Source organism: Zeaxanthinibacter sp. PT1, assembly GCF_028464225.1.
In the GTDB taxonomy this organism is placed as follows: domain Bacteria; phylum Bacteroidota; class Bacteroidia; order Flavobacteriales; family Flavobacteriaceae; genus Zeaxanthinibacter.
On the sequence record NZ_JAQPCN010000001.1, the window covers coordinates 206611 to 225853 of the forward strand.

Sequence of the window (19243 nt, forward strand, 5' to 3'; positions counted from 1 at the left end):
TATGGTTTTGCTCGTCAGGTTATTCGGAATTGTCATGCTCCTTGCCGGTTTATCATTGCTCATCGATCCGGATTTTATTATTGACTGGATATCCAATCAAAAGGAAAACACATGGCTTTATAGTATGGCGATAGTAATTCGGGTAGTCTTCGGTATCCTTTTTTTAATCGTGGCGAAACAGTCCAGGTCCCCGCTCATATTTAAAATTTTTGGTTTCATTTTCATCCTGGCAGCCATCTTCCTGCTTTTCGCAGGCCAGGACAATTTTCAACATTTTATTTCCTCACTGATCCCCGAGATTCAACCCTATGGCCGGGTCAGCGGCTTACTCGCTATGATCTTTGGAGGATTCCTGCTCTATGCATTTCCGGGCAACAAAGCGTTTAAAAAGTTTTAGATTTGCACTTGGGAAATACGGTGAGCGCTATACCGTAGCACTTACTGCCTGGATTAAGAAACAGCATAGTACACCTATGAATGATCAGAATTTAGTACGCATCAATAAATATTTCAGTGAAGTTGGTTATTGTTCCCGGCGAGAGGCGGATAAGCTGATCGCAAAGGGACAGGTGACCATCAATGGGCTACCTGCTGAAATGGGGAGTAAGGTAGCCCCCGGGGACGAGATCCGCTTAAACGGGAAGCTTATTACCGGCAAAGAGACCAAGCAGGTCTACCTCGCTTTTAATAAACCCCGTGGCATTGTGTGTACCACGGATACCCGCAGGGAGAAAAATAATATCATTGATTATATTAATTACCCTGAACGTATTTTCCCTATCGGGAGGCTGGATAAAGACAGCCAGGGATTGATCCTTTTAACCAGCGACGGGGATATTGTAAATAAGATTCTCCGGGCCAGGAATAACCACGAAAAGGAGTACCTGGTCACAGTAAAGCACCCTATCACCAAATCCTTTATTCATAAAATGGGAAACGGGGTACCGATCCTGGGAACCGTTACCAAGAAGTGCGTTGTGGAACAACTGGATCGCTTTCGCTTCCGGATCATCCTGACCCAGGGGCTGAACCGGCAGATCCGGCGTATGTGCGAACATTTGGGTAATAAAGTGGTTGAATTAGAGCGTTACCGTATCATGAATATCAACCTGGATGTGCCCATGGGAAAATGGCGGCATTTAAGCAAGGGGGAACTCAGGGAGATTCAGGGACTTTTGGCCGATTCCTCCAAAACCTACGATGATTCTCAATAGTAAACTTGCTTACTAAACTGAATTTAATAGGGACCCATGTCCTGCAATCCCCACCAAATTCTGTAAATTCACTTGGTAATTAAGAATCCTAACCTGCAGTAACAGCTGCTTTTTTGGAATTGGTGATGCTGATCACACCGGCTCCTTTGTCTTTTGAATAATAGGTGACACCATGAAGCACACGTCTATAATTTTAATTCTCACTCTCCTGGCACTTTCCTGTAACGAGGAAGTAAAAGTGACCTCCAACGACCCGGTCAATTTGGAAAAGCGGACCGCACATTCCATACCCGGCGATTCCCTGAAAAACGGTTCCAGTTATCTTTCTGTCTATTCGCAGATCTACAGCCAGACCGAACACCGTACCCATGACCTTACCGCCACCGTGAGTATGAGGAACATCAACAAAACCGATACCATATACGTAGAAAAGGCCGAGTACTTTGATACCCATGGCAACCTCATCCGCACCTATTTTGACAAAACCATTTTTATTCTACCCCTGGAAACAGTAGAAATTGTCATAGAAGAAAGAGACCAGGAAGGGGGCACCGGTGCCAACTTCCTATTTGACTGGACAGTACCAGCCGGGGTACACGAGCCCTATTTTGAAGGGGTGATGATCTCTACCTCCGGCTCACAGGGACTGTCATTTACTACTAAAGGAATTAGTATAGAATAATATGGTAACAGAGGTCCTGACCAAAATCTTCTTCCTTATCGCTGTGATCGACCCGCTGGGATCCGTCCCGGTATTCCTGGAGGCCACCAAGCAGCTGGACATGAAGCACAAACGAAAGGTCGCGATTCGGGCTTCTTTGGTCGCTTTCCTCATCCTCTTATTTTTTATCGTCGTAGGCCAGATCATCATGGAAGGTATGGACGTCACCCTGGATGCCTTCCAGATCTCCGGGGGGGTCATCCTCTTCCTTTTTGCACTCACCATGATCTTTGGCGAAGGGAAACCCGAATCAGAAAAACACCTCATCCACGATTATAAGCACATTACCATTTTCCCAGTGGCCATACCCTCTATCGCATCTCCCGGTGCTATTATGGCCGTAGTACTATTGACAGACAATAAACTGTATTCCATTGAACAGCAGGCTATAACTACCGGCCTGGTCCTGGTCGTGGTGGCCCTGACCATGTCTATACTGCTTGCCGCAAGCGTGGTGCAAAAACGGATCGGTGAGTACGGGATCACCGTGATCAGTAAAGTCATGGGACTTATCCTCGCCGCATATGCCGTACAGAGTATATTAAGCGGCCTTAAAGACTTTTTCGTGGTATTGAATTAGTGTAACTATTACTTCATGCTACAGGATTTTAAGATTCTATCAGCGGTCTTAAAATTATATTTCTGCTCATGACCAACCCCGGCCAGGTGTAACCATCCCATATCAATACAGTCTTTTTAGTATAACCAATGAAACCAACTGTTTTGAAAAAAGCCCTGTTCTTCGTTCTGATTACTTTCCTGGCCTCTACCTACAGCTATGCCACCAGGTCTATCATTGCCGTGGACCGTAATACCGGTGAAATAGGAATCGCCGGCGCTTCCTGTACTTTTGATGTTTCCGGCATAGCCTCCATCGTTCCGGGGAAAGGTGCCATAGTAGTACAGGCAGCCAGTAACTATTTTGCCAGGATGAAAGGAGCGGAACTCATGAATGTCGGAACTACCCAACAAGAGATCTTGAATGCCATGATGGACGAGAAATTTCACCCGGAGAATCAGCAATATGGTATTATCCAATTAAGCTCTGAGCTGCGGCCGATAGTCTATTCCGGTTCAGGGATTAGGGGTTGGCATGGAGAAAAGGTGGATATGGATTTCGCCGTAATGGGCAATATTCTACCCGGGAAAAAGGTAGTTGAAAAAGCCTTCGAAGCTTTTTATACTCATGGGGACAAGTCCCTGGCAGAACGACTCATGCTCGCTTTAAGCGCCGGGGAGCAAGCCGGCGGTGATAAGAGATGTGGTACACAGTAGGCCCGCTCCGCTTTCCTGATGATCTACGGACCGGGGGACGGGGCTATCCATAAACTGGCCGTGCAGGGGATTGCCAAGGGAGGTAAACCTGCCGTCAGCTTATTGGCAGAACAATTTGATGCCTGCTACCGGCAGCAGGATGATAATTAATGCATTCTAGGCCGTAACAATTTATCTACTTCTATCAACTGTTTTTAGAAGGGAGCCATTCAGAATCCAAGCAAAATAATCTCGGTTCACGAATAATGGGTTACGACAGCGGTATTTGTCCGTATAGATATATTTTTTGCTCAAAAGGCCTCAACTCAACTTATTAGTAATTATATGATTAACTTCAGAATAGTTGAAGAAATCATGGAGAAGGCCTCCCCAAAATTAAATCTGTGGCACAGGAATGGAAGTAATTTTTATCGGTAGTACACTCCTCATTTTATTGGTTACCGTATTACCCTTATCGCGACACCCGCATTGGATTATCAGGAGTATGGATTTTCCGCGGCTGCAGATCACATGTCTTGCCGTGGTCTTGTTGTTCTTCCTGTTCTTTTTCGCGGAGTTACACAAAACAACCTTCTGGATTTTGATAGCGGTAACCGCAATCTGCCTCATCTGGCAATTATGGTGGATTTTACCATACACGCCCTTATGGCCAAAGGAAGTGTTAGATGATGAGGTCGGAGTACCCGAAACCAATATCAGTTTTATTACCTCCAATGTACTTACCACAAACAAAAATTCAGGTGCACTTATAAAACTGGTTGAAAAATACAAGCCGGATATATTGGTGACACTCGAATCAGACCAATGGTGGGAGGAGCAACTTGAGGTACTCGAGGAAGCCATGCCGCACAGTGTTAAATGTCCCCTGGACAATCTCTATGGAATGCATGTCTACTCCAGGCTACCCTTGCATGACGCAAAAATCTCATTTTTGGTAGAAGATGATATCCCGTCGGTGCATGCCTGTGCCGAACTACGTAATGGCCAAAAAGTACAATTACACCTTCTGCATCCCGCGCCTCCGAGCCCTACGGAAAATGAAGAATCTGCCGAACGTGATGCCGAATTGATTATGGTGGCTAAAATGGTGTCAACCTGTGATCAACCGGTGATCGTAACCGGTGATCTGAATGATGTCGCCTGGTCTTCTACCACGCGACTGTTCAGGAAGATCAGCGGGTTGCTGGATCCCCGGGTCGGACGCGGACTGTTCAATACCTTTCATGCCCATTACCGATTATTGCGATGGCCCCTAGATCATATTTTTCACAGTAATCATTTTACACTCAGACAGATTGAGCGCCTGCCATCTATAGATTCTGACCATTTTCCACTTTATACGGCTCTGAGTTTCAGTCCTGCACAAGGGGAACAGCAGCAAGGTCTTGAAGATGACACCGAGGACCATGAAAGAGCAGAAGAATTAATGGAAGAGCAAGGTGTATCTGAAGAGGATGTGCCACAGTCCAAATAATAGTAACTTATGATACTATTAGCGGCTTAAGTAGAAGGTATAATTTTGGAAAAATTGACATCCCGCTTTAGTAGCGGAATTGTCACATTTAAAACTAAATATATGAATGCTGATAAAATCAGGAAAATATCGAATTACGTTATAATTGTTTTAAGTATCCTCTTAATTCTGACCAGCCTGGCGTCCCTGGTACACGACATCCCCAGGTGGTATTTAAAGATCCTGGACTTTCCAAGGTTACACCAGTTTCTGCTGGGCATTTTTCTGCTATTGGCTTTCGCATTAATCAATAAAAAATGGAAGCTGCCGTCCCTCATCTTAACGGCCGGTTTGCTTTCCGCCATCTTTATCCATTTCAGTTTTATCTCGCCATACCTGCTGGGCGACAAAGTAGTTCCGGATGCGAATGGGTCTGAAATAAATTCTGAGTCGACCGTAGGAATCCTGATCGCAAATGTGCTGATTACCAATAAGAAATCGGGAAAATTCAAAGAGGTCATACGAAATAATAACCCTGATATGGTGCTCGCCATGGAGGTTGACAAGTGGTGGGTAGAAGAACTAAAATATCTAAAACAGGATTATCCTTATACCATGGAACACCCTTTCGATAATGCTTATGGGATGTCTCTATATTCCAAATTTCCGATATCGGATAGTGAAACCAGGTTTTTGAATCATTCTAAAGTCCCTTCTTTCCACCTCAAGGTCACCCTACCCTCAGGCAATAAATTCAACTTCCATGGTGTTCATCCGGTGGCGCCATTTCCCAGTGACAAGTATCCCGAGAATATAGGAGAGCAAGGAGAAGAACAGGAAAAAGAGGTAGAACTGTTAAGAGTTGGAGAAATGGTTTCTGAAAATGAGCTTCCCAGTATAGTAGCAGGGGACTTTAACGATGTGGCATGGTCCAATACCTCCAGGATGTTCGGGCAAAATGGAAATCTCAAAGACGTGAGGATAGGCCGTGGCCTATTAAACACTTTCAGTGCTGAATCCTGGTTCATGCGCTGGCCGCTGGATCATTTTTTCGTTACAGGCCCTGTAGAAGTGCTCAGCTTTAAACGCCTGCCGGGAATACATTCGGATCATTTCCCGTTATATGCAGAGTTTCACATAGAATGAAACCGGCCAGCTCCAATCATGTTTCAGGCGCGCATCACGAGCTTTCCATGAAAAATACATCCAAGTTTGGCTTGTCCTTAGTAGTTTTGGACCCTGATCAGGTTTTACTTGTACAATGACTCAAAAAGGAAAGCTAAAAGAAGTCGCAGCGGTATTCTTCAAATTGGGTTGCATCGCGTTCGGTGGGCCGGCCGCCCATGTGGCCATGATGGAAGAAGAGATTGTGAACAAACGCAAATGGATGGGTCGTCAGCATTTCCTGGACCTGATGGGGGCCACTAACCTCATCCCCGGGCCGAACTCGACCGAAATGACCATGCATTGCGGGCACGAACGTGCAGGGGTACCCGGGCTGTTCGTAGCCGGAGCCTGTTTTATCTTCCCCGCCGTTGTGATCACCGGGGTCTTTGCCTATTTATATGCAGAGTTCGGGCAATTACCCGCAGTGGAACCTTTTATTTTCGGGATAAAGCCCGCAGTACTGGCCATTATCGCCGCGGCCATCCTGAAGCTGGGCAAGAAGGCACTAAAGGGATGGGAATTAGGGATCCTGGGACTAATGGTTTTAGCAGCCAGTCTCTTAGGGATGAACGAGATCTTAGCTTTATTGGGTGCCGGAGTGATAGGCGCATTCTATTTCTATATAAGAAAGCAACCTTTAGCTAAGCTGAAATCTCTTTTTCCCTTCCTCCTCCTGCAAACCCCTGCCGCTGTAATGGCAAACATAACTTCCTTAAAAGTATTCTGGACCTTTTTAAAAGTAGGAGCGGTCTTGTACGGAAGCGGCTATGTGTTATTCGCCTACCTGGATGCGGAAATGGTGACCAAAGGGTGGCTTAGCAGGCAGCAGCTTATAGATGCGGTTGCGGTAGGACAGTTTACCCCCGGTCCTGTTTTGTCTACGGCGACATTCGTCGGCTACCAGCTAACCGGGTTCTGGGGTGCTGTAGCCGCTACCTTAGGAATCTTCCTCCCTTCCTTTTTATTCGTACTTATCTTGAATCCGCTCGTCCCCAAAATGCGGCAATCCAAGTTATTAGGATATTTCCTGGACAGCGTGAACATCGCTGCGGTGGCCGTGATGCTGGCCGTGCTTTTTGTGATGGGCAGGGATACGCTGACCGACTGGAGGGCAATCGTCATTGCGGTGATTAGCTTTATACTCACCTTCGGTTTAAAAAAAGTGAATGCCATGTGGACGGTGATCGGCGGTGCTGTCCTCGGCTACCTGCTTTATCTCCTCTAGGTTTAAAAACAGGGGTGTCGGGGAGCTCCATACCTCTTGATATACACGAATATAGAATCTGCTTTTCGAAAATTTTAAAAGAAAACTTTTGCGCACCAACGTAATTCATCGTAATATTGCAATGAAGCAATAGAAGGAATCATGGGACTGGCCAAAACTGAAATATTTACCGAGCAGCAGAACGAGATCGCGCTGATCGCCAAAGTCTTCGGGCACCCGGCAAGGGTAGCCATACTGCAGCACCTGTTTAAAATAAACTCATGCGTCTGTGGTGACCTCGTTAATGTCATTGGCCTGGCACAACCTACCATTTCCCAGCACCTGAAAGAATTGAAATTATTGGGGCTGATAAAAGGTAACGTGGAAGGCACCAGTGTCTGTTATTGTATCGATACTGAAGCGTGGACAGACATGAAAGGCATCATGATCAAGTTCCTGGACCAGGATCTCCCGGACACCGAATGTTGTTAAAAAATTTGATTCAATATATCGCATAATCGGAATAAACAAATAGACATGAGACTTTCTGAAATAAAAGACAAACTGACCCAATTGGAGCAGATCGCTTTCCAATTACCCAACGGGGAATTAGTACCCAGCCACTTTCATGTGACCGAAGTAGGAAAGGTCACTAAACACTTTATCGACTGTGGCGGGACAGTTCGAAATGAAGAAGTGGTCAATTTCCAACTCTGGAACGCTGACGACTACGACCACCGTTTGCACCCTGAAAAATTATTGCACATTATAGAGCTCTCTGAAAAGACTTTGGGTATCGGGGACCTGGATATTGAAGTTGAATACCAGGGAGATACTATCGGGAAGTTCGGGCTCGACTTTGACGGGACCAATTTCCTGCTGACCAGCAAGCAGACAGACTGCCTGGCCAAGGATCAATGTGGTATCCCTGAAAAAAAATTAGAATTCGTCCCCGTAAATAAGAATGAAGAACCCTGCTGCTCCCCTGACGGGAACTGTTGTTAAATAGAGTCGTAATTATTCACTATGCTCACTACTAAACCTAATATCTACCCGGGAATTTCAGCAGAGATTTCCGGGTTGAATCCCAAAAGTATTCCGGCGGAAAGGAAAGAGAGCCTGCAGCCCCTTATTGATTTTATCCAGGCTAAAGCAAAAGCCAGGCAGGAGATCCGGCTCAATTTTATCTGCACCCATAATTCGCGAAGGAGTCACCTATCCCAGGTATGGGCCCAGGCCATGGCTTACCATTTCGGCATAGCGAATGTACAATGTTACTCGGCCGGCACAGAAAGTACGGCCCTGTTCCCTATGGCGGCAGAGACTCTAAAGGATTCGGGCTTTGAAATCCAGGTCCTGGCAGAAACCAACAACCCGGTATACAGCATAAAATATGCTGACCCGGAGCACCCGGTGATCGGGTTTTCTAAAACCCTTGATCACGATTTTAACCCAAAGTCGGGCTTTGCCGCTATCATGACCTGTTCCCAGGCCGATGCAGGCTGCCCTTTTATCGCAGGTGCTGAAGTTCGAATCCCGATCACCTACGAGGATCCCAAAGCTTTTGACAACACCCCCCAACAGGCGGAAAAATACAGGGAGCGAAGCCTGCAGATCGCCACCGAAATGTTTTACGTATTCTCCCAGATCAAAGCTTGAGCATGGCATCAAAAAAACTGAGTTTTTTAGACCGGAATCTCACCTTGTGGATCTTCGTGGGAATGGCTGTGGGTGTAGGAATTGGGTATTTTTTCCCTTCCTTCCCGGAAGTCATAAACGCTTTCAACAGAGGCACCACCAATATTCCCATCGCAATAGGGTTAATTCTGATGATGTACCCTCCCCTGGCCAAAGTCAATTATTCTCTCCTGCCCAAGGTATTTAAGAACGTAAAGATTTTATCTATTTCCCTGGTGTTGAACTGGATCATTGGGCCCGTGCTCATGTTTATTTTAGCCATCACCTTCCTGCGTGATTACCCCGAGTATATGGTAGGTTTAATATTAATAGGACTTGCACGTTGTATTGCCATGGTGCTGGTCTGGAATGACCTGGCCGAGGGCAGTAGCGAATACGGAGCCGGGCTGGTGGCTTTAAACAGCATCTTCCAGGTCTTTGCCTATAGTTTTTATGCCTGGATCTTTATCACGGTGCTTCCCCCCTATTTTGGTTTTGATGGGGCCATTGTGGATATTTCCATAGCCACCATTGCGGAGAGTGTTGCCATCTACCTGGGGATTCCCTTCCTGATGGGGATCTTAAGCAGGCTGGTGTTGGTAAAACTCAAAGGCGAAGCCTGGTACACGGAAAAATTCATCCCGGCAATCTCCCCGCTTACCCTGGTGGCCTTATTGTTTACCATCGTGGTAATGTTCTCCTTAAAAGGAGAATTGATCGTAGAGATCCCTATGGATGTTCTGGTAATAGCAGTTCCCTTACTGATCTATTTTACCCTCATGTTCATCATAGGTTTTTTCTTTACCCGGGCCATGGGTGCAGAATATGACAAGACTGCTTCTGTAGCCTTTACCGCGGCTGGAAACAATTTTGAACTGGCAATCGCCGTGGCCATAGCCGTATTCGGACTAAATTCTGGTCAAGCGTTTGCAGGGGTGATCGGACCGCTGGTCGAAGTACCTGCACTCATCCTCTTAGTCCGGGTATCCTTCTGGCTCAGGGAGAAGTATTATACTCCCGCAAGGAATTGACAGCAGAGAACTTAATGTACCGGGTTATGTCATCCACAAAGTTTTACATCATTAAAATTCGAGCAGCTAGGAGAAAGTTTTAAAATAAATTGGAGAAACCTGTATCCTTTTCAGGTTTTCCCGGTCTACCTATTGAATCTAAAACTTATCAGCTATGAATACCTGCGTATGTACCCAATGTAATTGCTCAAAGTGTAATTGTAAGAATTGTGCAACAGCTAATTGTCCATGCACCAATTGTGACTGTACAAAATGTGCTTGCTGTAATTAATTCTATTATGCTCTCTTTTGTTAACTTAGGGATATGAGCACGGAAGAAATGGCACTAGAATACCGGGACAGGATATACTTTTTCCTGCTGAAGCAGCTGGGTGACCCTGATATGGCCAAGGATATCCTACAGGAAACTTTTTTAAAAGCGCAGCAGAAGATCGGGCAATTAAGGGAAGTTGAAAAGCTGGAATCCTGGTTATTCCAGGTGGCCCGGAACACCATGAAGGACCATCTTGCTCATGAAGCACGGCTGATCCCAGGGCCTGTACACGATACCCAGGACACCTCGGGCAGAGAGCCCGAAGCTTGTTGCTTTGACCGTTTCATCGAGGAACTTCCACCGGATTACAGGCAGAGTATCGAACTTGTTTATATAGAGGGTAAAAAACAGCAGGAAGCTTCCCAAGCCCTGGGAATCAGCCTGCCCAATATGAAGGCAAGGATCCGACGGGCGAAAGTGATGCTGAAAGATAAGTTCGCTGAATGTTGCGGGTACGACCTCAATGAGAATGGCAAGCTCGTCGGGGAAGTGAACTGCCCAAAATGTAATACCGCTGACTGAAATTTCTTCATGCGAATATTGGAGCCCTGGGACTGTCATATTTTGTCTTTACCGAAAGAAATGAGTGTTATGAAAAGTCAGCTGTAACAATTTCCATTTTTACTCATCTTTAGGCTATAACCTGCTAATGATGAGACCACTGTTTATAGTTGCATTGTTGATGCTTAATTCCTGCGCTGAAAGTCCCGCTAATGCCAGGCAGCAAAGTTCATCCACTGACATCCACTTAGAAAAAATAGAAATGAACCTGCCTCCCGTGCACTACCTGGAAGGTCAAGCGCAAATGCAGACCATTCCACAGGCTATGGGCAGATACCAGGTAGCCGGAGTAAGTATGGCTTTCGTCAACAAGGGTAAACTGCAGTGGACTAAATCCTATGGCTATGCCAGCCTGGAAGATTCCACTTTGATCAGCCCGGCAACCGTATTTGCCGGTGGATCCCTGAGCAAACCCATCACTGCAATAGCGGCGTTGTCCATGGTTGAAGGAGGTTTAATGCCTCTTGATGAGAATGTCAACACCATATTAAAGGATTACCAATTGCCTGAGAATAGCTATACCGTAAAGGAGAAAATAACTTTAAGACGCTTAATAACGCATAAGGCGGGAATAAAGAACGAATTGTGGGCCTCCTACTTTCCAAATGAAGCTGTCCCCTCCTTAACGGCCATGTTATCCGGTACTCCCCCATCAATGAACCAACCGGTAGAAGTGATTGCTGTTCCGGGATCTCGAGAGCAGTATTCCAATCCCGGGTATTCTGTCATTCAGAAAATCCTAGAAGACGTGTCCGGCCAATCTTTTGATGATATTATCCAAGAAAGGATCTTTTCAGCAGCGGGAATGTCCAGCAGCACAATGCAGCAGCCCATCCCGGAATCATTGGCACAAAAGAGGGCTACCGGGTATGACAAGGATGGATTGCCCTACCCTTATAAATTATTTCCCTTCAAAGCGGCCGGTGGTATCTGGACCACTCCTGAGGATATGGCAAAATTCATGATCGCGATCATGGATGATTATCATAAGGATTCTCGCAAGTTGCTATCCCGAAAAATGGCCAAAACCGTCTTTGACAGCTCCACCGGGAGACTTGGTTTCACCAAAGAAATTAAGGATGATCAAATCTTATTTGATCACTGGGGCAGCAATGCCGGCTTTAGTTGCTACATGGTAGGTCACCTGGATAAAGAACAAGGGGTAGTGATCATGACCAACAGCGATCGAGGTTTTGATTTGTTAGCAGCTATTGCACGGTCTGTAGCGATGGAATACCAATGGGGTTTCCTGGAGCCTGAAATCTATAATCCCATTGAAATTCAGGCCGGAGTATTGAAGGATTACACAGGGACTTTTAGCGACAAGAAGCCGGGTGGAATGCATATGGAATTCCAGATGAGGAATTCAGCACTATATATTTCAACAGCTTCACAGGACCACAAGTTGATTCCCGTAACTAATTCCAAATTTATTTCGGCAGAGGATAATCATGCTTACGAATTCATCAGGGATGAAAACAATGTTATTAAATGGGTGCGAATTACAGAGGAGAACGGTTATAATTTTGACCTGCTTAAAGAAACGGACTGACTTAAGTCGTCTAGTGACCCACTTGCCATCACCAAGTGTCTATACTCAAATTAAATGGAACACGAATTCTATAAATCCGAACAATCCGACTAGAAAATACTTGCTACCTTAAATCCTATATAATAATATATGGGAAAAAGGAGCTCGGTCTATATCTGGCAATTCACGGCCTTGCAATTCAGTAAGAAGATCTGGATTGAAGGCTCCCTTATCTATGGAAACCAGGGAGAGCGGAAAGTCCACACTACCTGGATGGGTCATTTTATCGAAGTATTACTTTCTTATTTCCGTAAACCTGCCGCCCGGGAAGAGCTTAAGATCAGGACGGGCACGGAAGAGACCACTTTGCAGACCGATAGGAAGGGAGGTTTTTCCTGCCTTCTAAATCACTTTGAAATGGATGAGCTTCAAATCTCCCACCATGGAGAACACCTGGAACTTCCGGGAGGCTATCCCGCTTATTTTCCTCAAAACGGTGCTGCCCTGGAAGTGGTTTCAGACCTGGATGATACCGTCTTGCATTCGTACACCACCTCCGTCCTGAAAAGGATGTATAGTATATTATTTGTACTTCCACGGAAAAGGAAAGCTGTGGCCTACACCTACCAGCTGATGGAGTGGTTTAAACGGCAGGATATACGGGTGACCTATTTGTCCAAAAGTGAATCTAACCTATATGAATTGATCTATGCTTTTATCAACACCCAGGAGCTTCCCCAGGGAGCCTTGTTACTAAGTCCCTATCTAAAACTACATCAGCTACCAAAACCTAAAAAAGGAAAGGATTATAAGTACAACCACTTACACACCCTGCTCACCGAGCAGCCGACCAAAAAGTTTATCCTGGTCGGGGACGATACACAGCGCGATATGGAAGTGTATACCGCAATCATCAGAGAACATCCTGATCGGATCATAAAAGTATTTATCAGGCAAAGCAGCATGGGAAGGAATAAAAAACAGGAGCAGCTTTGGGAAGAGTTACAGGACACCGGTGTAGCGGCCACCTATTTTGCTGATGGTGATGAAACCCGGGCAGCTATAGATTCATTAACCTCTTTATTTATGCGATCAACAGTATGAAAATCCTACTTGTACTCAACCCCGTTTCGGGCAATTCGGAGAAACAGGAATTGCTGGGGGCCATAAAAAAGGAAGCCCTACTGAGCAACGTATTGCTCGATATTTACAGGACGGCCGGGCAGAATGATGATGAAAAGATTGAAGGTCTTATTTCTGATAATTCCTATGATCTCCTCCTTGCATTTGGAGGTGACGGTACCGTGAATCGAGTGGCCCTGCATGCGAGAAAGCATGGTTTAACTTTCGGGATTATTCCCGGAGGTACTTCCAATGGACTGGCTAAGGACCTGGGAATTCCTTCAGATCCCCTTCAGGCTTTTCAACAGGCCATTGAGCAGAAACATAAAGTCTGGCTGGATATGATCCTCGTCAACGAAGAGCATGAACTACTGCATCTTGGGGATATCGGGGCCAATGCCAATTTAGTGGCTCGGATGGAGCACTCCAAAAAAGACAAGTTGCATAACGCAGCAAATTTTGTTCAGGAATTCATGAAAGGTCGTAGTTTTAAGTATACCTTGGAAACCGACAGGGGAAGTTTAACAGGAAGCGCAGAAATGGTTTCATTCTGCAATGCCCGGAAATACGGCACCGGGATTCCCCTGACCAAGGATGCAGCACCCAATGATGGAAAATTTGAAGTGGTTATCTTTGATAAGATTGACATCTCCACCTTGTTCAAATCAGCCCTTGCAGCCATTGAGGATTCTTTTTTTAATGATGAGGACCGGCAGATTATCAGTACCACCCGTGCTGTCATCAATTTGACCGAACCTCAGCAATGGCAAATGGATGGGGAATTAATGCCACCCACCCAACAAATCCGCTTAAAGATACTCCCGCAACAGCTACGCATCATTTGTGGGGTTGAATGTCCGTACAGAGATATTGACCGGGAAAAGGACAAGGAAGAAGTATAGGGAATAGTGTAATGTGAACTCCCCTATATACCCTGTGATTTCTCTAGCTTAGTTCTTGTTTCCAGTGTGCTCTAAAAAATTTATGACAGAATATTCCTATCTTTAAGGAAGCCGGCTCGTTTGCCGGCGACCAACCGGATGATTATGAGCAAGTGGGAAGACCGACTGGAAATCTATGACAACTTAGTCGATAAATGTCCCAGGTTTGAGCGCAAGGGTAAGACTATGCCATATACTTCAGCCAATGGACACATGTTCTCCCAGCTGAACAAAGCTGGGGATCTAGGGATTCGATTCTCCAAAGACGTCCAGGAAAAATATATCAAAGAATTTAATTCTGCCCTCTTCCGATCCTATAATTCGATCATGCACGGCTATGTACTGATACCAGAAGATATGCTTACCGACGATAAAAGGATAGTGGAACTTTTAAGCGAAAGTTATGACTACGTAATGAGCCTTGACCCTAAATGACTTATAAGGATAGAAATTCAATAGAAATCGATTCCGCAACAATTATAGAACTGTTAAAAATAGAGGGTAGTAATATTTAGTAGACTATGATCACGGAATTATCATCAAAAGCCAAGAAAATTTGTGTCGAGGTTAGTCAGGGGGACACCCGACTGGGAGATCTTCGGAAGATTGCTAAAGAGATCAAGAAAGACCATGAACTTGCGATGGAACTCTGGAGTACCGGTGATTTTATGCCCCGCCAACTGGCAATACTTATCCTGGATAAAAAATTGCTTACACAAGAACTTATCGATAGACTGACTGCCGATATGGAAGAACACAGCGAGAAGGAACGCACCCACCTGGCCGATTGGCTGATGGCTAACCAACTGAGTAAAGGCAAGAAGACCATTGCCCTGATGGAATCCTGGGAAAAAAGCCCATCCGTATTACAGCGAAGGCTATATTGGTATTACCAGGCCCGCCAACGGTGGACAGGGCAGACTCCACCTCCCAACACCGCCTACCTCCTGACAACTATAGAGGAGAAACTGCAGAACGAAGCTCCCGAAGTACAATGGGCTATGAATTTCACGGCTGCCTGGATCGGTATCTTTGATCATTCGTACCGGGAACGTTGTATCGCTCTAGGGGAGAAATTGGGACTTTATCGCGAAGAGAAAGCGCCAAAGGGATGCACGCCAAACTACCTGCCCGAATTTATACGGATAGAGGTTGATAAACGAAAATGACACCAGAAGAGGACAGGTGCTAGAGATGATGCCAGGAAGAAATTGTGCATATGCCGGGGTGCTAGGTAAGAATATCCAATCCCCCGGTGCAAAATGATAGGCTTTTTTTTCTTTTAAGAAAGACAACACCTGCGAACAGGTGTTGTTCCTCAATAGCATAAATCAATAAATCATAATGGTTTTCTTCCACTGATGATATTATATAGGATGGCAATCACAGCGATCACGAGCAACAGGTGTATCAGGCTGTTAGTTCCCAATCCCGGAACGATTCCCAAAAAGCCCAATAACCAGAAGACAATGGCTATCACGGCCACCAACCATAAAATATTTCTCATAATTGTATCTTTAACAAGTTGTTACATAAAGGTACGCAATAAACAGAATCAAATCTTTGAAGTTTTGACTGTATAAAACACCTGGCAGATAGATTAAGTTATTTTTCTATGAACCCCCTTCACGTACATACAGATCCTGCCGTAAATGCGGTATTCAGCAATTATCCCGATAAGATCCGGGTGCAACTCCTGGCACTTCGCGATTTGGTTATTGAGACTGCAAAGGAGACTGAAGGAATAGAAGAATTAATCGAAACTTTAAAATGGGGAGAGCCCAGTTATATCGCCAAAGGAGGCAGTACCCTACGCATGGACTGGAAACCCAAAAAACCGGATCAGTACGCCCTTTATTTTAAGTGCACCAGCAGGCTTGTAGAAACGTTCAGGAAGGTCTTCGGAAACCGGCTGACCTATGAAAAGAACAGGGTCATAGTGCTGCATCTGGATGAAGATTTACCCGTGAAGGAATTAAAACAATGTATCAGGGCCACTTTGATCTACCACGGGGTTAAGCAACTTCCCGATCTCGGGATAGATTATTAATACCCTGGTTTGAGAACATTCCTAATCCGCACCATTTAAATACAGAAAATTTACTATATTTAGAAGAGTTGATACATTTCTGCAGTCTAATCTTGGCTGCTTTCATAAAACATCACACTTGATCAAATTCATGTTTTGCATTTTCACATTGCTTGCTATTAACAGTGTCAACGGCCAGGTTTCTCTTGATCTGACTAATGATCAAGAACTTTCCACTACCTTTTCTGATTCTGAGTTAAAGGGTATTGCCTCCATAATACAGTATGTAGATCAAAAGGTACTTTCAGATACCGGTGAAATGGATATTGAAAAGGCTTATCATTCATACTTTGAAAAGATTGCAACAAGTAAGGAGTATATAGTTCCCTTTAAGGAAGAAAACAAATACCAATTTTTGGAAAGCCTGGATCCTGCCGTTTTTAATAGTTTTTGGAATTTCACCTATGAGCATGCCGGGATTAGTTATAAAGACTCCATGTATAGGGATGTTAAGAACTTTAAGATGCTCGACTTAAAACCGGAGAGTAGATACATAAAATATCTTCAAAAGTTAGGTAAGACGGACCCATATTTCAAATCGCTGCATTATGAACTATATATGGCTGGCGACCTTTCTCATGATTATTCTGAATGGTTTCCCAGGAGCCATGAGCACTTTGATTTTAATCTTCCTAAAAATCGCTTATGGGCTACAGTCTACCTGCTAAGACGGGAAGAAAATATTTTAAAGAAGTTTGAACAGTATCTGAGAAATCAATAACAAGAAAATACTTGCACTGAATTGTATAAGTATTATGAATCTTCTAAGCTAATCCCCTCTCATTTTCAGAATACAGATGAAGTATTATATCTTTCTTTTCTCAGTCTTATTTACCGGTATTTTAGCTTGGGGTCAAAACACTACAATTTCCGAATTTGACCTTTACGGTTGCTGGGTCTTGGAAAATGATGATAATGGTAAAATTCCCGAGAGGCATATCTATAAACACTGCAATGGTGTTGAACAGGACAATACCGTTCATCTTTCAGATTTTTCGCTGCTTGCTTTCAAAATGTCTGAATTTAAAGTAATGAGTGACGACCCCATGAACTGTTTTGGATTGATGTATGATTTAATAGAGGGTAGTTGGTCTTTTGACAATAAATCCGGAATAATTAAAATATATTATCCCGAAGATTACCAGGCAGCATTTTTTGAAAGGTTTAAAGAAGCTCACCCTGAAGTAGAAATTCCTGTGCCAATGCTATTTAAGAAATTTAGAATAATTCAACTGGACCAGAATCGACTAGAGCTGCAATTATTAAAACGGGGGTAAGAAAATATTATTCCTTTATCTTAAAACGCCCCATTTGACGGTCCTTATCTAAATGGCAGCACTCATAAAACTTGAAGCATTTTTCATTTTAAATTACCTTTACAACTTCAAAAGGATCCTTGGAAAAATACCCAGTTACAACCCCAGGCTATTAGATTTTGTAAACTCTCAGCAACTAATATTATACTATGATTCACCTTATTCTAGGGAATACAGGTTCCGGTAAAACCACTTATTCCAATCAATTAAGGTCAGAAACCAAAGGGATCATTTTTTCGATCGACCAGTGGAATAAAACTCTTTTCCTCCCGGACAAGAAAGCTACAGATGGACTGGAATGGTTCCTCGAATGTATTGACAGGTCCGAGAAAATCATCATGCAGCTTGTAGAACAACTGCAGGAATCTGGGACAGATGCCATTCTTGACCTTGGTTTATCGAAATTTGAGCACAGGGAAAAGTTCAGGAAGTTTGCTTGGGAGAGAAGTTTCGAAATTAAATTACATTTCCTAGATGTTCCTAAAGCAACCCGCCTGGAACGAGTATTGCAGCGCAACCGCGAAAAAGGTAGTTCGTTCGAATTTGAAGTGAGCAGGAAAGACTTTGAATTTATGGAGAGCTGGTTTGAAAAACCTACAGAAGAGGAACTGCAAAACGCCATCGTAATCCGGGAATAGGACAATCTGAGTAACTGATGAGAACAAAATTTTTCAGATATAAATCGTAGAAGAATGCCAAGAACAGAATACCGCATATATGTCGTTGAACTCTCCAAGCGTGTATTTACCGAGAACGCAAAATTCCGAGCGGCCAACCCACAGTTTAACGGGGTGTTGGAATGCCTGTATGTGGGCATGAGCAGTAAGACTCCAAAAGAGCGTTTTGAGCAGCACAAAAGCGGCCACCGGAATAAAAAAGGGCATAAAATATCCGCTAACATCGTCGAGAAATACGGCTTATACCTCAGGGGCAGTCTTTACAACCACATTGCCCCTATGAGCAGTCGGGATGAGGCACTAAAAATGGAAGAAACCCTGGCACTGGAACTGCGGCGAAAGCGGTATGCGGTGTGGTATAATTAAACATAGAGCACATCAAAAAAGCCCCGGGTATTGACCGGGGCTTCCTGGAACCGATAATTAACTGCCGAAATACTTTTAGGACACAGCCACATTTCTGAAGCCGTATTCCAGCGTCCAATATACCGGATGAAACGGTGCTAACGGTTCTTCTAATTTCTTTAATTCATTTTCAGGACCATGGATCTCCAACCTGGTGAGGTCTGCTATTTTCAATGCTTCCTCCAGGATGGGGCCAACGTTCTGTAAATGCGCTAGTACTCCTTCTGCATTATCGTAGGCTTCCCTGCAGTACACTTCATCATCGTGGAAAGTAAAGCTGTAGTAAAGGCAATGGTCTTCCTTTTTTGTTTGGTCTACAAAACGCTCACAAAGCTTTTTAAAGGAGTTCAGTTTCCCGGGATGAACTTTAAAATAGGGCTGGATGCTGCAACAATCATCTACTGTATTCATGATTATATAAATTATAGGATTAATATCCGTTAACCAGGGCATTGGGGAATGCTTATTTAAGCAAATAGTCACGGTAAAGAAATTTAATTAGGACGAATGTGTGGAAAAATTGTCCGAACCTTTGCATTAACTTAC

General features: G+C 44.4%; 26 protein-coding genes. 24 read left to right on the forward strand and 2 right to left on the reverse strand.

The features are described 5' to 3' along the window. The first annotated feature begins 124 nt into the window (after positions 1–124). From PP178_RS00915 to PP178_RS01005, 19 genes are all read left to right on the forward strand, one after another. On the forward strand, positions 125–397 hold the full coding sequence (locus PP178_RS00915) for a hypothetical protein (protein ID WP_272592426.1): 273 nt from the start codon (positions 125–127) through the stop codon (positions 395–397). A 76-nt stretch (positions 398–473) separates the two neighbouring features. After that, entirely contained in the window at positions 474–1214 is a 741-nt protein-coding gene (gene rluF, locus PP178_RS00920) for a 23S rRNA pseudouridine(2604) synthase RluF (protein WP_272592427.1), read from the forward strand. 172 nt (positions 1215–1386) lie between these two features. Continuing rightward, entirely contained in the window at positions 1387–1896 is a 510-nt protein-coding gene (locus PP178_RS00925) for a DUF3124 domain-containing protein (RefSeq protein ID WP_272592428.1), read from the forward strand. A gap of 1 nt (position 1897) precedes the next feature. After that, positions 1898–2515: a MarC family protein gene (locus PP178_RS00930; protein WP_272592429.1), complete on the forward strand. Its 618-nt coding sequence runs from the start codon at positions 1898–1900 to the stop codon at positions 2513–2515. Positions 2516–2658: 143 nt separating this feature from the next. Continuing rightward, positions 2659–3210, forward strand: coding sequence for a DUF1028 domain-containing protein (locus tag PP178_RS00935; RefSeq protein WP_272592430.1), 552 nt, complete (start codon positions 2659–2661; stop codon positions 3208–3210). Between the two features lie 18 nt (positions 3211–3228). Continuing rightward, complete coding sequence (locus PP178_RS00940) at positions 3229–3360, forward strand: hypothetical protein (RefSeq protein ID WP_272592431.1); 132 nt, start codon at positions 3229–3231, stop codon at positions 3358–3360. A gap of 244 nt (positions 3361–3604) precedes the next feature. Then, positions 3605–4684, forward strand: a complete 1080-nt coding sequence (locus tag PP178_RS00945) for an endonuclease/exonuclease/phosphatase family protein (protein ID WP_272592432.1) — start codon at positions 3605–3607, stop codon at positions 4682–4684. Between the two features lie 102 nt (positions 4685–4786). Next, positions 4787–5809, forward strand: a complete 1023-nt coding sequence (locus tag PP178_RS00950) for an endonuclease/exonuclease/phosphatase family protein (RefSeq protein WP_272592433.1) — start codon at positions 4787–4789, stop codon at positions 5807–5809. 115 nt (positions 5810–5924) lie between these two features. Continuing rightward, complete coding sequence (chrA, locus tag PP178_RS00955) at positions 5925–7055, forward strand: chromate efflux transporter (protein ID WP_272592434.1); 1131 nt, start codon at positions 5925–5927, stop codon at positions 7053–7055. Positions 7056–7196: 141 nt separating this feature from the next. Beyond that, positions 7197–7526 (forward strand): ArsR/SmtB family transcription factor, encoded by a 330-nt coding sequence (locus PP178_RS00960; protein ID WP_272592435.1) that lies wholly within the window; start codon positions 7197–7199, stop codon positions 7524–7526. Positions 7527–7571: 45 nt separating this feature from the next. Continuing rightward, positions 7572–8039: a DUF6428 family protein gene (locus PP178_RS00965; protein ID WP_272592436.1), complete on the forward strand. Its 468-nt coding sequence runs from the start codon at positions 7572–7574 to the stop codon at positions 8037–8039. A gap of 21 nt (positions 8040–8060) precedes the next feature. Further along, the gene (locus PP178_RS00970; protein ID WP_272592437.1) at positions 8061–8693 is read left to right on the forward strand and encodes an arsenate-mycothiol transferase ArsC; all 633 of its coding nucleotides are present in this window, start codon (positions 8061–8063) and stop codon (positions 8691–8693) included. 2 nt (positions 8694–8695) lie between these two features. Next, positions 8696–9742: an ACR3 family arsenite efflux transporter gene (gene arsB / locus PP178_RS00975; protein WP_272592438.1), complete on the forward strand. Its 1047-nt coding sequence runs from the start codon at positions 8696–8698 to the stop codon at positions 9740–9742. A 304-nt stretch (positions 9743–10046) separates the two neighbouring features. Continuing rightward, positions 10047–10577: a sigma-70 family RNA polymerase sigma factor gene (locus tag PP178_RS00980; protein WP_272592439.1), complete on the forward strand. Its 531-nt coding sequence runs from the start codon at positions 10047–10049 to the stop codon at positions 10575–10577. Positions 10578–10704: 127 nt separating this feature from the next. Then, entirely contained in the window at positions 10705–12168 is a 1464-nt protein-coding gene (locus tag PP178_RS00985) for a serine hydrolase domain-containing protein (RefSeq protein ID WP_272592440.1), read from the forward strand. Positions 12169–12297: 129 nt separating this feature from the next. Continuing rightward, complete coding sequence (locus PP178_RS00990; RefSeq protein ID WP_272592441.1) at positions 12298–13251, forward strand: phosphatase domain-containing protein; 954 nt, start codon at positions 12298–12300, stop codon at positions 13249–13251. Continuing rightward, positions 13248–14171, forward strand: a complete 924-nt coding sequence (locus PP178_RS00995; protein ID WP_272592442.1) for a diacylglycerol/lipid kinase family protein — start codon at positions 13248–13250, stop codon at positions 14169–14171. The genes PP178_RS00990 and PP178_RS00995 overlap by 4 nt, the downstream gene beginning before the upstream one ends. Before the next feature lie 144 nt (positions 14172–14315). Continuing rightward, positions 14316–14645 carry a hypothetical protein gene (locus PP178_RS01000; protein ID WP_272592443.1) on the forward strand — a complete coding sequence of 110 codons (330 nt, stop codon included), beginning with the start codon at positions 14316–14318 and terminating at the stop codon, positions 14643–14645. Between the two features lie 86 nt (positions 14646–14731). Further along, positions 14732–15379, forward strand: a complete 648-nt coding sequence (locus tag PP178_RS01005; RefSeq protein WP_272592444.1) for a DNA alkylation repair protein — start codon at positions 14732–14734, stop codon at positions 15377–15379. 170 nt (positions 15380–15549) lie between these two features. Here PP178_RS01005 and PP178_RS01010 read toward each other — a convergent pair whose 3' ends face one another. Continuing rightward, complete coding sequence (locus PP178_RS01010) at positions 15550–15717, reverse strand: lmo0937 family membrane protein (RefSeq protein WP_272592445.1); 168 nt, start codon at positions 15715–15717, stop codon at positions 15550–15552. Between the two features lie 108 nt (positions 15718–15825). Between PP178_RS01010 and PP178_RS01015 the strand changes: the two genes are divergently transcribed. The 5 genes from PP178_RS01015 (at position 15826) to PP178_RS01035 (ending at position 18658) form a co-directional block, all read left to right on the forward strand. Beyond that, the gene (locus PP178_RS01015; protein ID WP_272592446.1) at positions 15826–16260 is read left to right on the forward strand and encodes a DUF1801 domain-containing protein; all 435 of its coding nucleotides are present in this window, start codon (positions 15826–15828) and stop codon (positions 16258–16260) included. A gap of 118 nt (positions 16261–16378) precedes the next feature. After that, on the forward strand, positions 16379–17020 hold the full coding sequence (locus tag PP178_RS01020) for a hypothetical protein (protein WP_272592447.1): 642 nt from the start codon (positions 16379–16381) through the stop codon (positions 17018–17020). A gap of 76 nt (positions 17021–17096) precedes the next feature. Beyond that, a complete protein-coding gene (locus tag PP178_RS01025) occupies positions 17097–17576 on the forward strand; it encodes a hypothetical protein (protein WP_272592448.1) in 480 nt (159 codons plus the stop codon). Between the two features lie 188 nt (positions 17577–17764). Continuing rightward, a complete protein-coding gene (locus tag PP178_RS01030; protein ID WP_272592449.1) occupies positions 17765–18253 on the forward strand; it encodes an AAA family ATPase in 489 nt (162 codons plus the stop codon). A gap of 54 nt (positions 18254–18307) precedes the next feature. Then, positions 18308–18658: a ribose-5-phosphate isomerase gene (locus PP178_RS01035; RefSeq protein ID WP_272592450.1), complete on the forward strand. Its 351-nt coding sequence runs from the start codon at positions 18308–18310 to the stop codon at positions 18656–18658. Between the two features lie 75 nt (positions 18659–18733). Here the strand turns inward: PP178_RS01035 and PP178_RS01040 are convergent, their stop codons facing one another. Continuing rightward, positions 18734–19108, reverse strand: a complete 375-nt coding sequence (locus PP178_RS01040; RefSeq protein WP_272592451.1) for a putative quinol monooxygenase — start codon at positions 19106–19108, stop codon at positions 18734–18736. Positions 19109–19243: the final 135 nt, after the last annotated feature.

What these genes read in the sequence shown, in the direction of transcription:
- PP178_RS00965 (WP_272592436.1), top strand. Translation starts at nt 7,572, where the DNA reads ATGAGACTTTCTGAAATAAAAGACAAACTGACCCAATTGGAGCAGATC.
- PP178_RS00990 (WP_272592441.1), top strand. Translation starts at nt 12,298, where the DNA reads ATGGGAAAAAGGAGCTCGGTCTATATCTGGCAATTCACGGCCTTGCAA.
- PP178_RS01015 (WP_272592446.1), top strand. Translation starts at nt 15,826, where the DNA reads ATGAACCCCCTTCACGTACATACAGATCCTGCCGTAAATGCGGTATTC.
- PP178_RS01005 (WP_272592444.1), top strand. Translation starts at nt 14,732, where the DNA reads ATGATCACGGAATTATCATCAAAAGCCAAGAAAATTTGTGTCGAGGTT.
- PP178_RS01025 (WP_272592448.1), top strand. Translation starts at nt 17,097, where the DNA reads ATGAAGTATTATATCTTTCTTTTCTCAGTCTTATTTACCGGTATTTTA.
- PP178_RS01035 (WP_272592450.1), top strand. Translation starts at nt 18,308, where the DNA reads ATGCCAAGAACAGAATACCGCATATATGTCGTTGAACTCTCCAAGCGT.
- PP178_RS01030 (WP_272592449.1), top strand. Translation starts at nt 17,765, where the DNA reads ATGATTCACCTTATTCTAGGGAATACAGGTTCCGGTAAAACCACTTAT.
- arsB (WP_272592438.1), top strand. Translation starts at nt 8,696, where the DNA reads ATGGCATCAAAAAAACTGAGTTTTTTAGACCGGAATCTCACCTTGTGG.
- PP178_RS00915 (WP_272592426.1), top strand. Translation starts at nt 125, where the DNA reads ATGGCGATAGTAATTCGGGTAGTCTTCGGTATCCTTTTTTTAATCGTG.
- PP178_RS00970 (WP_272592437.1), top strand. Translation starts at nt 8,061, where the DNA reads ATGCTCACTACTAAACCTAATATCTACCCGGGAATTTCAGCAGAGATT.
- chrA (WP_272592434.1), top strand. Translation starts at nt 5,925, where the DNA reads ATGACTCAAAAAGGAAAGCTAAAAGAAGTCGCAGCGGTATTCTTCAAA.
- PP178_RS01010 (WP_272592445.1), bottom strand. Translation starts at nt 15,717, where the DNA reads ATGAGAAATATTTTATGGTTGGTGGCCGTGATAGCCATTGTCTTCTGG.
- PP178_RS00995 (WP_272592442.1), top strand. Translation starts at nt 13,248, where the DNA reads ATGAAAATCCTACTTGTACTCAACCCCGTTTCGGGCAATTCGGAGAAA.
- PP178_RS00930 (WP_272592429.1), top strand. Translation starts at nt 1,898, where the DNA reads ATGGTAACAGAGGTCCTGACCAAAATCTTCTTCCTTATCGCTGTGATC.
- PP178_RS00985 (WP_272592440.1), top strand. Translation starts at nt 10,705, where the DNA reads ATGATGAGACCACTGTTTATAGTTGCATTGTTGATGCTTAATTCCTGC.
- rluF (WP_272592427.1), top strand. Translation starts at nt 474, where the DNA reads ATGAATGATCAGAATTTAGTACGCATCAATAAATATTTCAGTGAAGTT.
- PP178_RS01040 (WP_272592451.1), bottom strand. Translation starts at nt 19,108, where the DNA reads ATGAATACAGTAGATGATTGTTGCAGCATCCAGCCCTATTTTAAAGTT.
- PP178_RS00950 (WP_272592433.1), top strand. Translation starts at nt 4,787, where the DNA reads ATGAATGCTGATAAAATCAGGAAAATATCGAATTACGTTATAATTGTT.
- PP178_RS00925 (WP_272592428.1), top strand. Translation starts at nt 1,387, where the DNA reads ATGAAGCACACGTCTATAATTTTAATTCTCACTCTCCTGGCACTTTCC.
- PP178_RS00960 (WP_272592435.1), top strand. Translation starts at nt 7,197, where the DNA reads ATGGGACTGGCCAAAACTGAAATATTTACCGAGCAGCAGAACGAGATC.
- PP178_RS00940 (WP_272592431.1), top strand. Translation starts at nt 3,229, where the DNA reads ATGATCTACGGACCGGGGGACGGGGCTATCCATAAACTGGCCGTGCAG.
- PP178_RS01000 (WP_272592443.1), top strand. Translation starts at nt 14,316, where the DNA reads ATGAGCAAGTGGGAAGACCGACTGGAAATCTATGACAACTTAGTCGAT.
- PP178_RS00945 (WP_272592432.1), top strand. Translation starts at nt 3,605, where the DNA reads ATGGAAGTAATTTTTATCGGTAGTACACTCCTCATTTTATTGGTTACC.
- PP178_RS00980 (WP_272592439.1), top strand. Translation starts at nt 10,047, where the DNA reads ATGAGCACGGAAGAAATGGCACTAGAATACCGGGACAGGATATACTTT.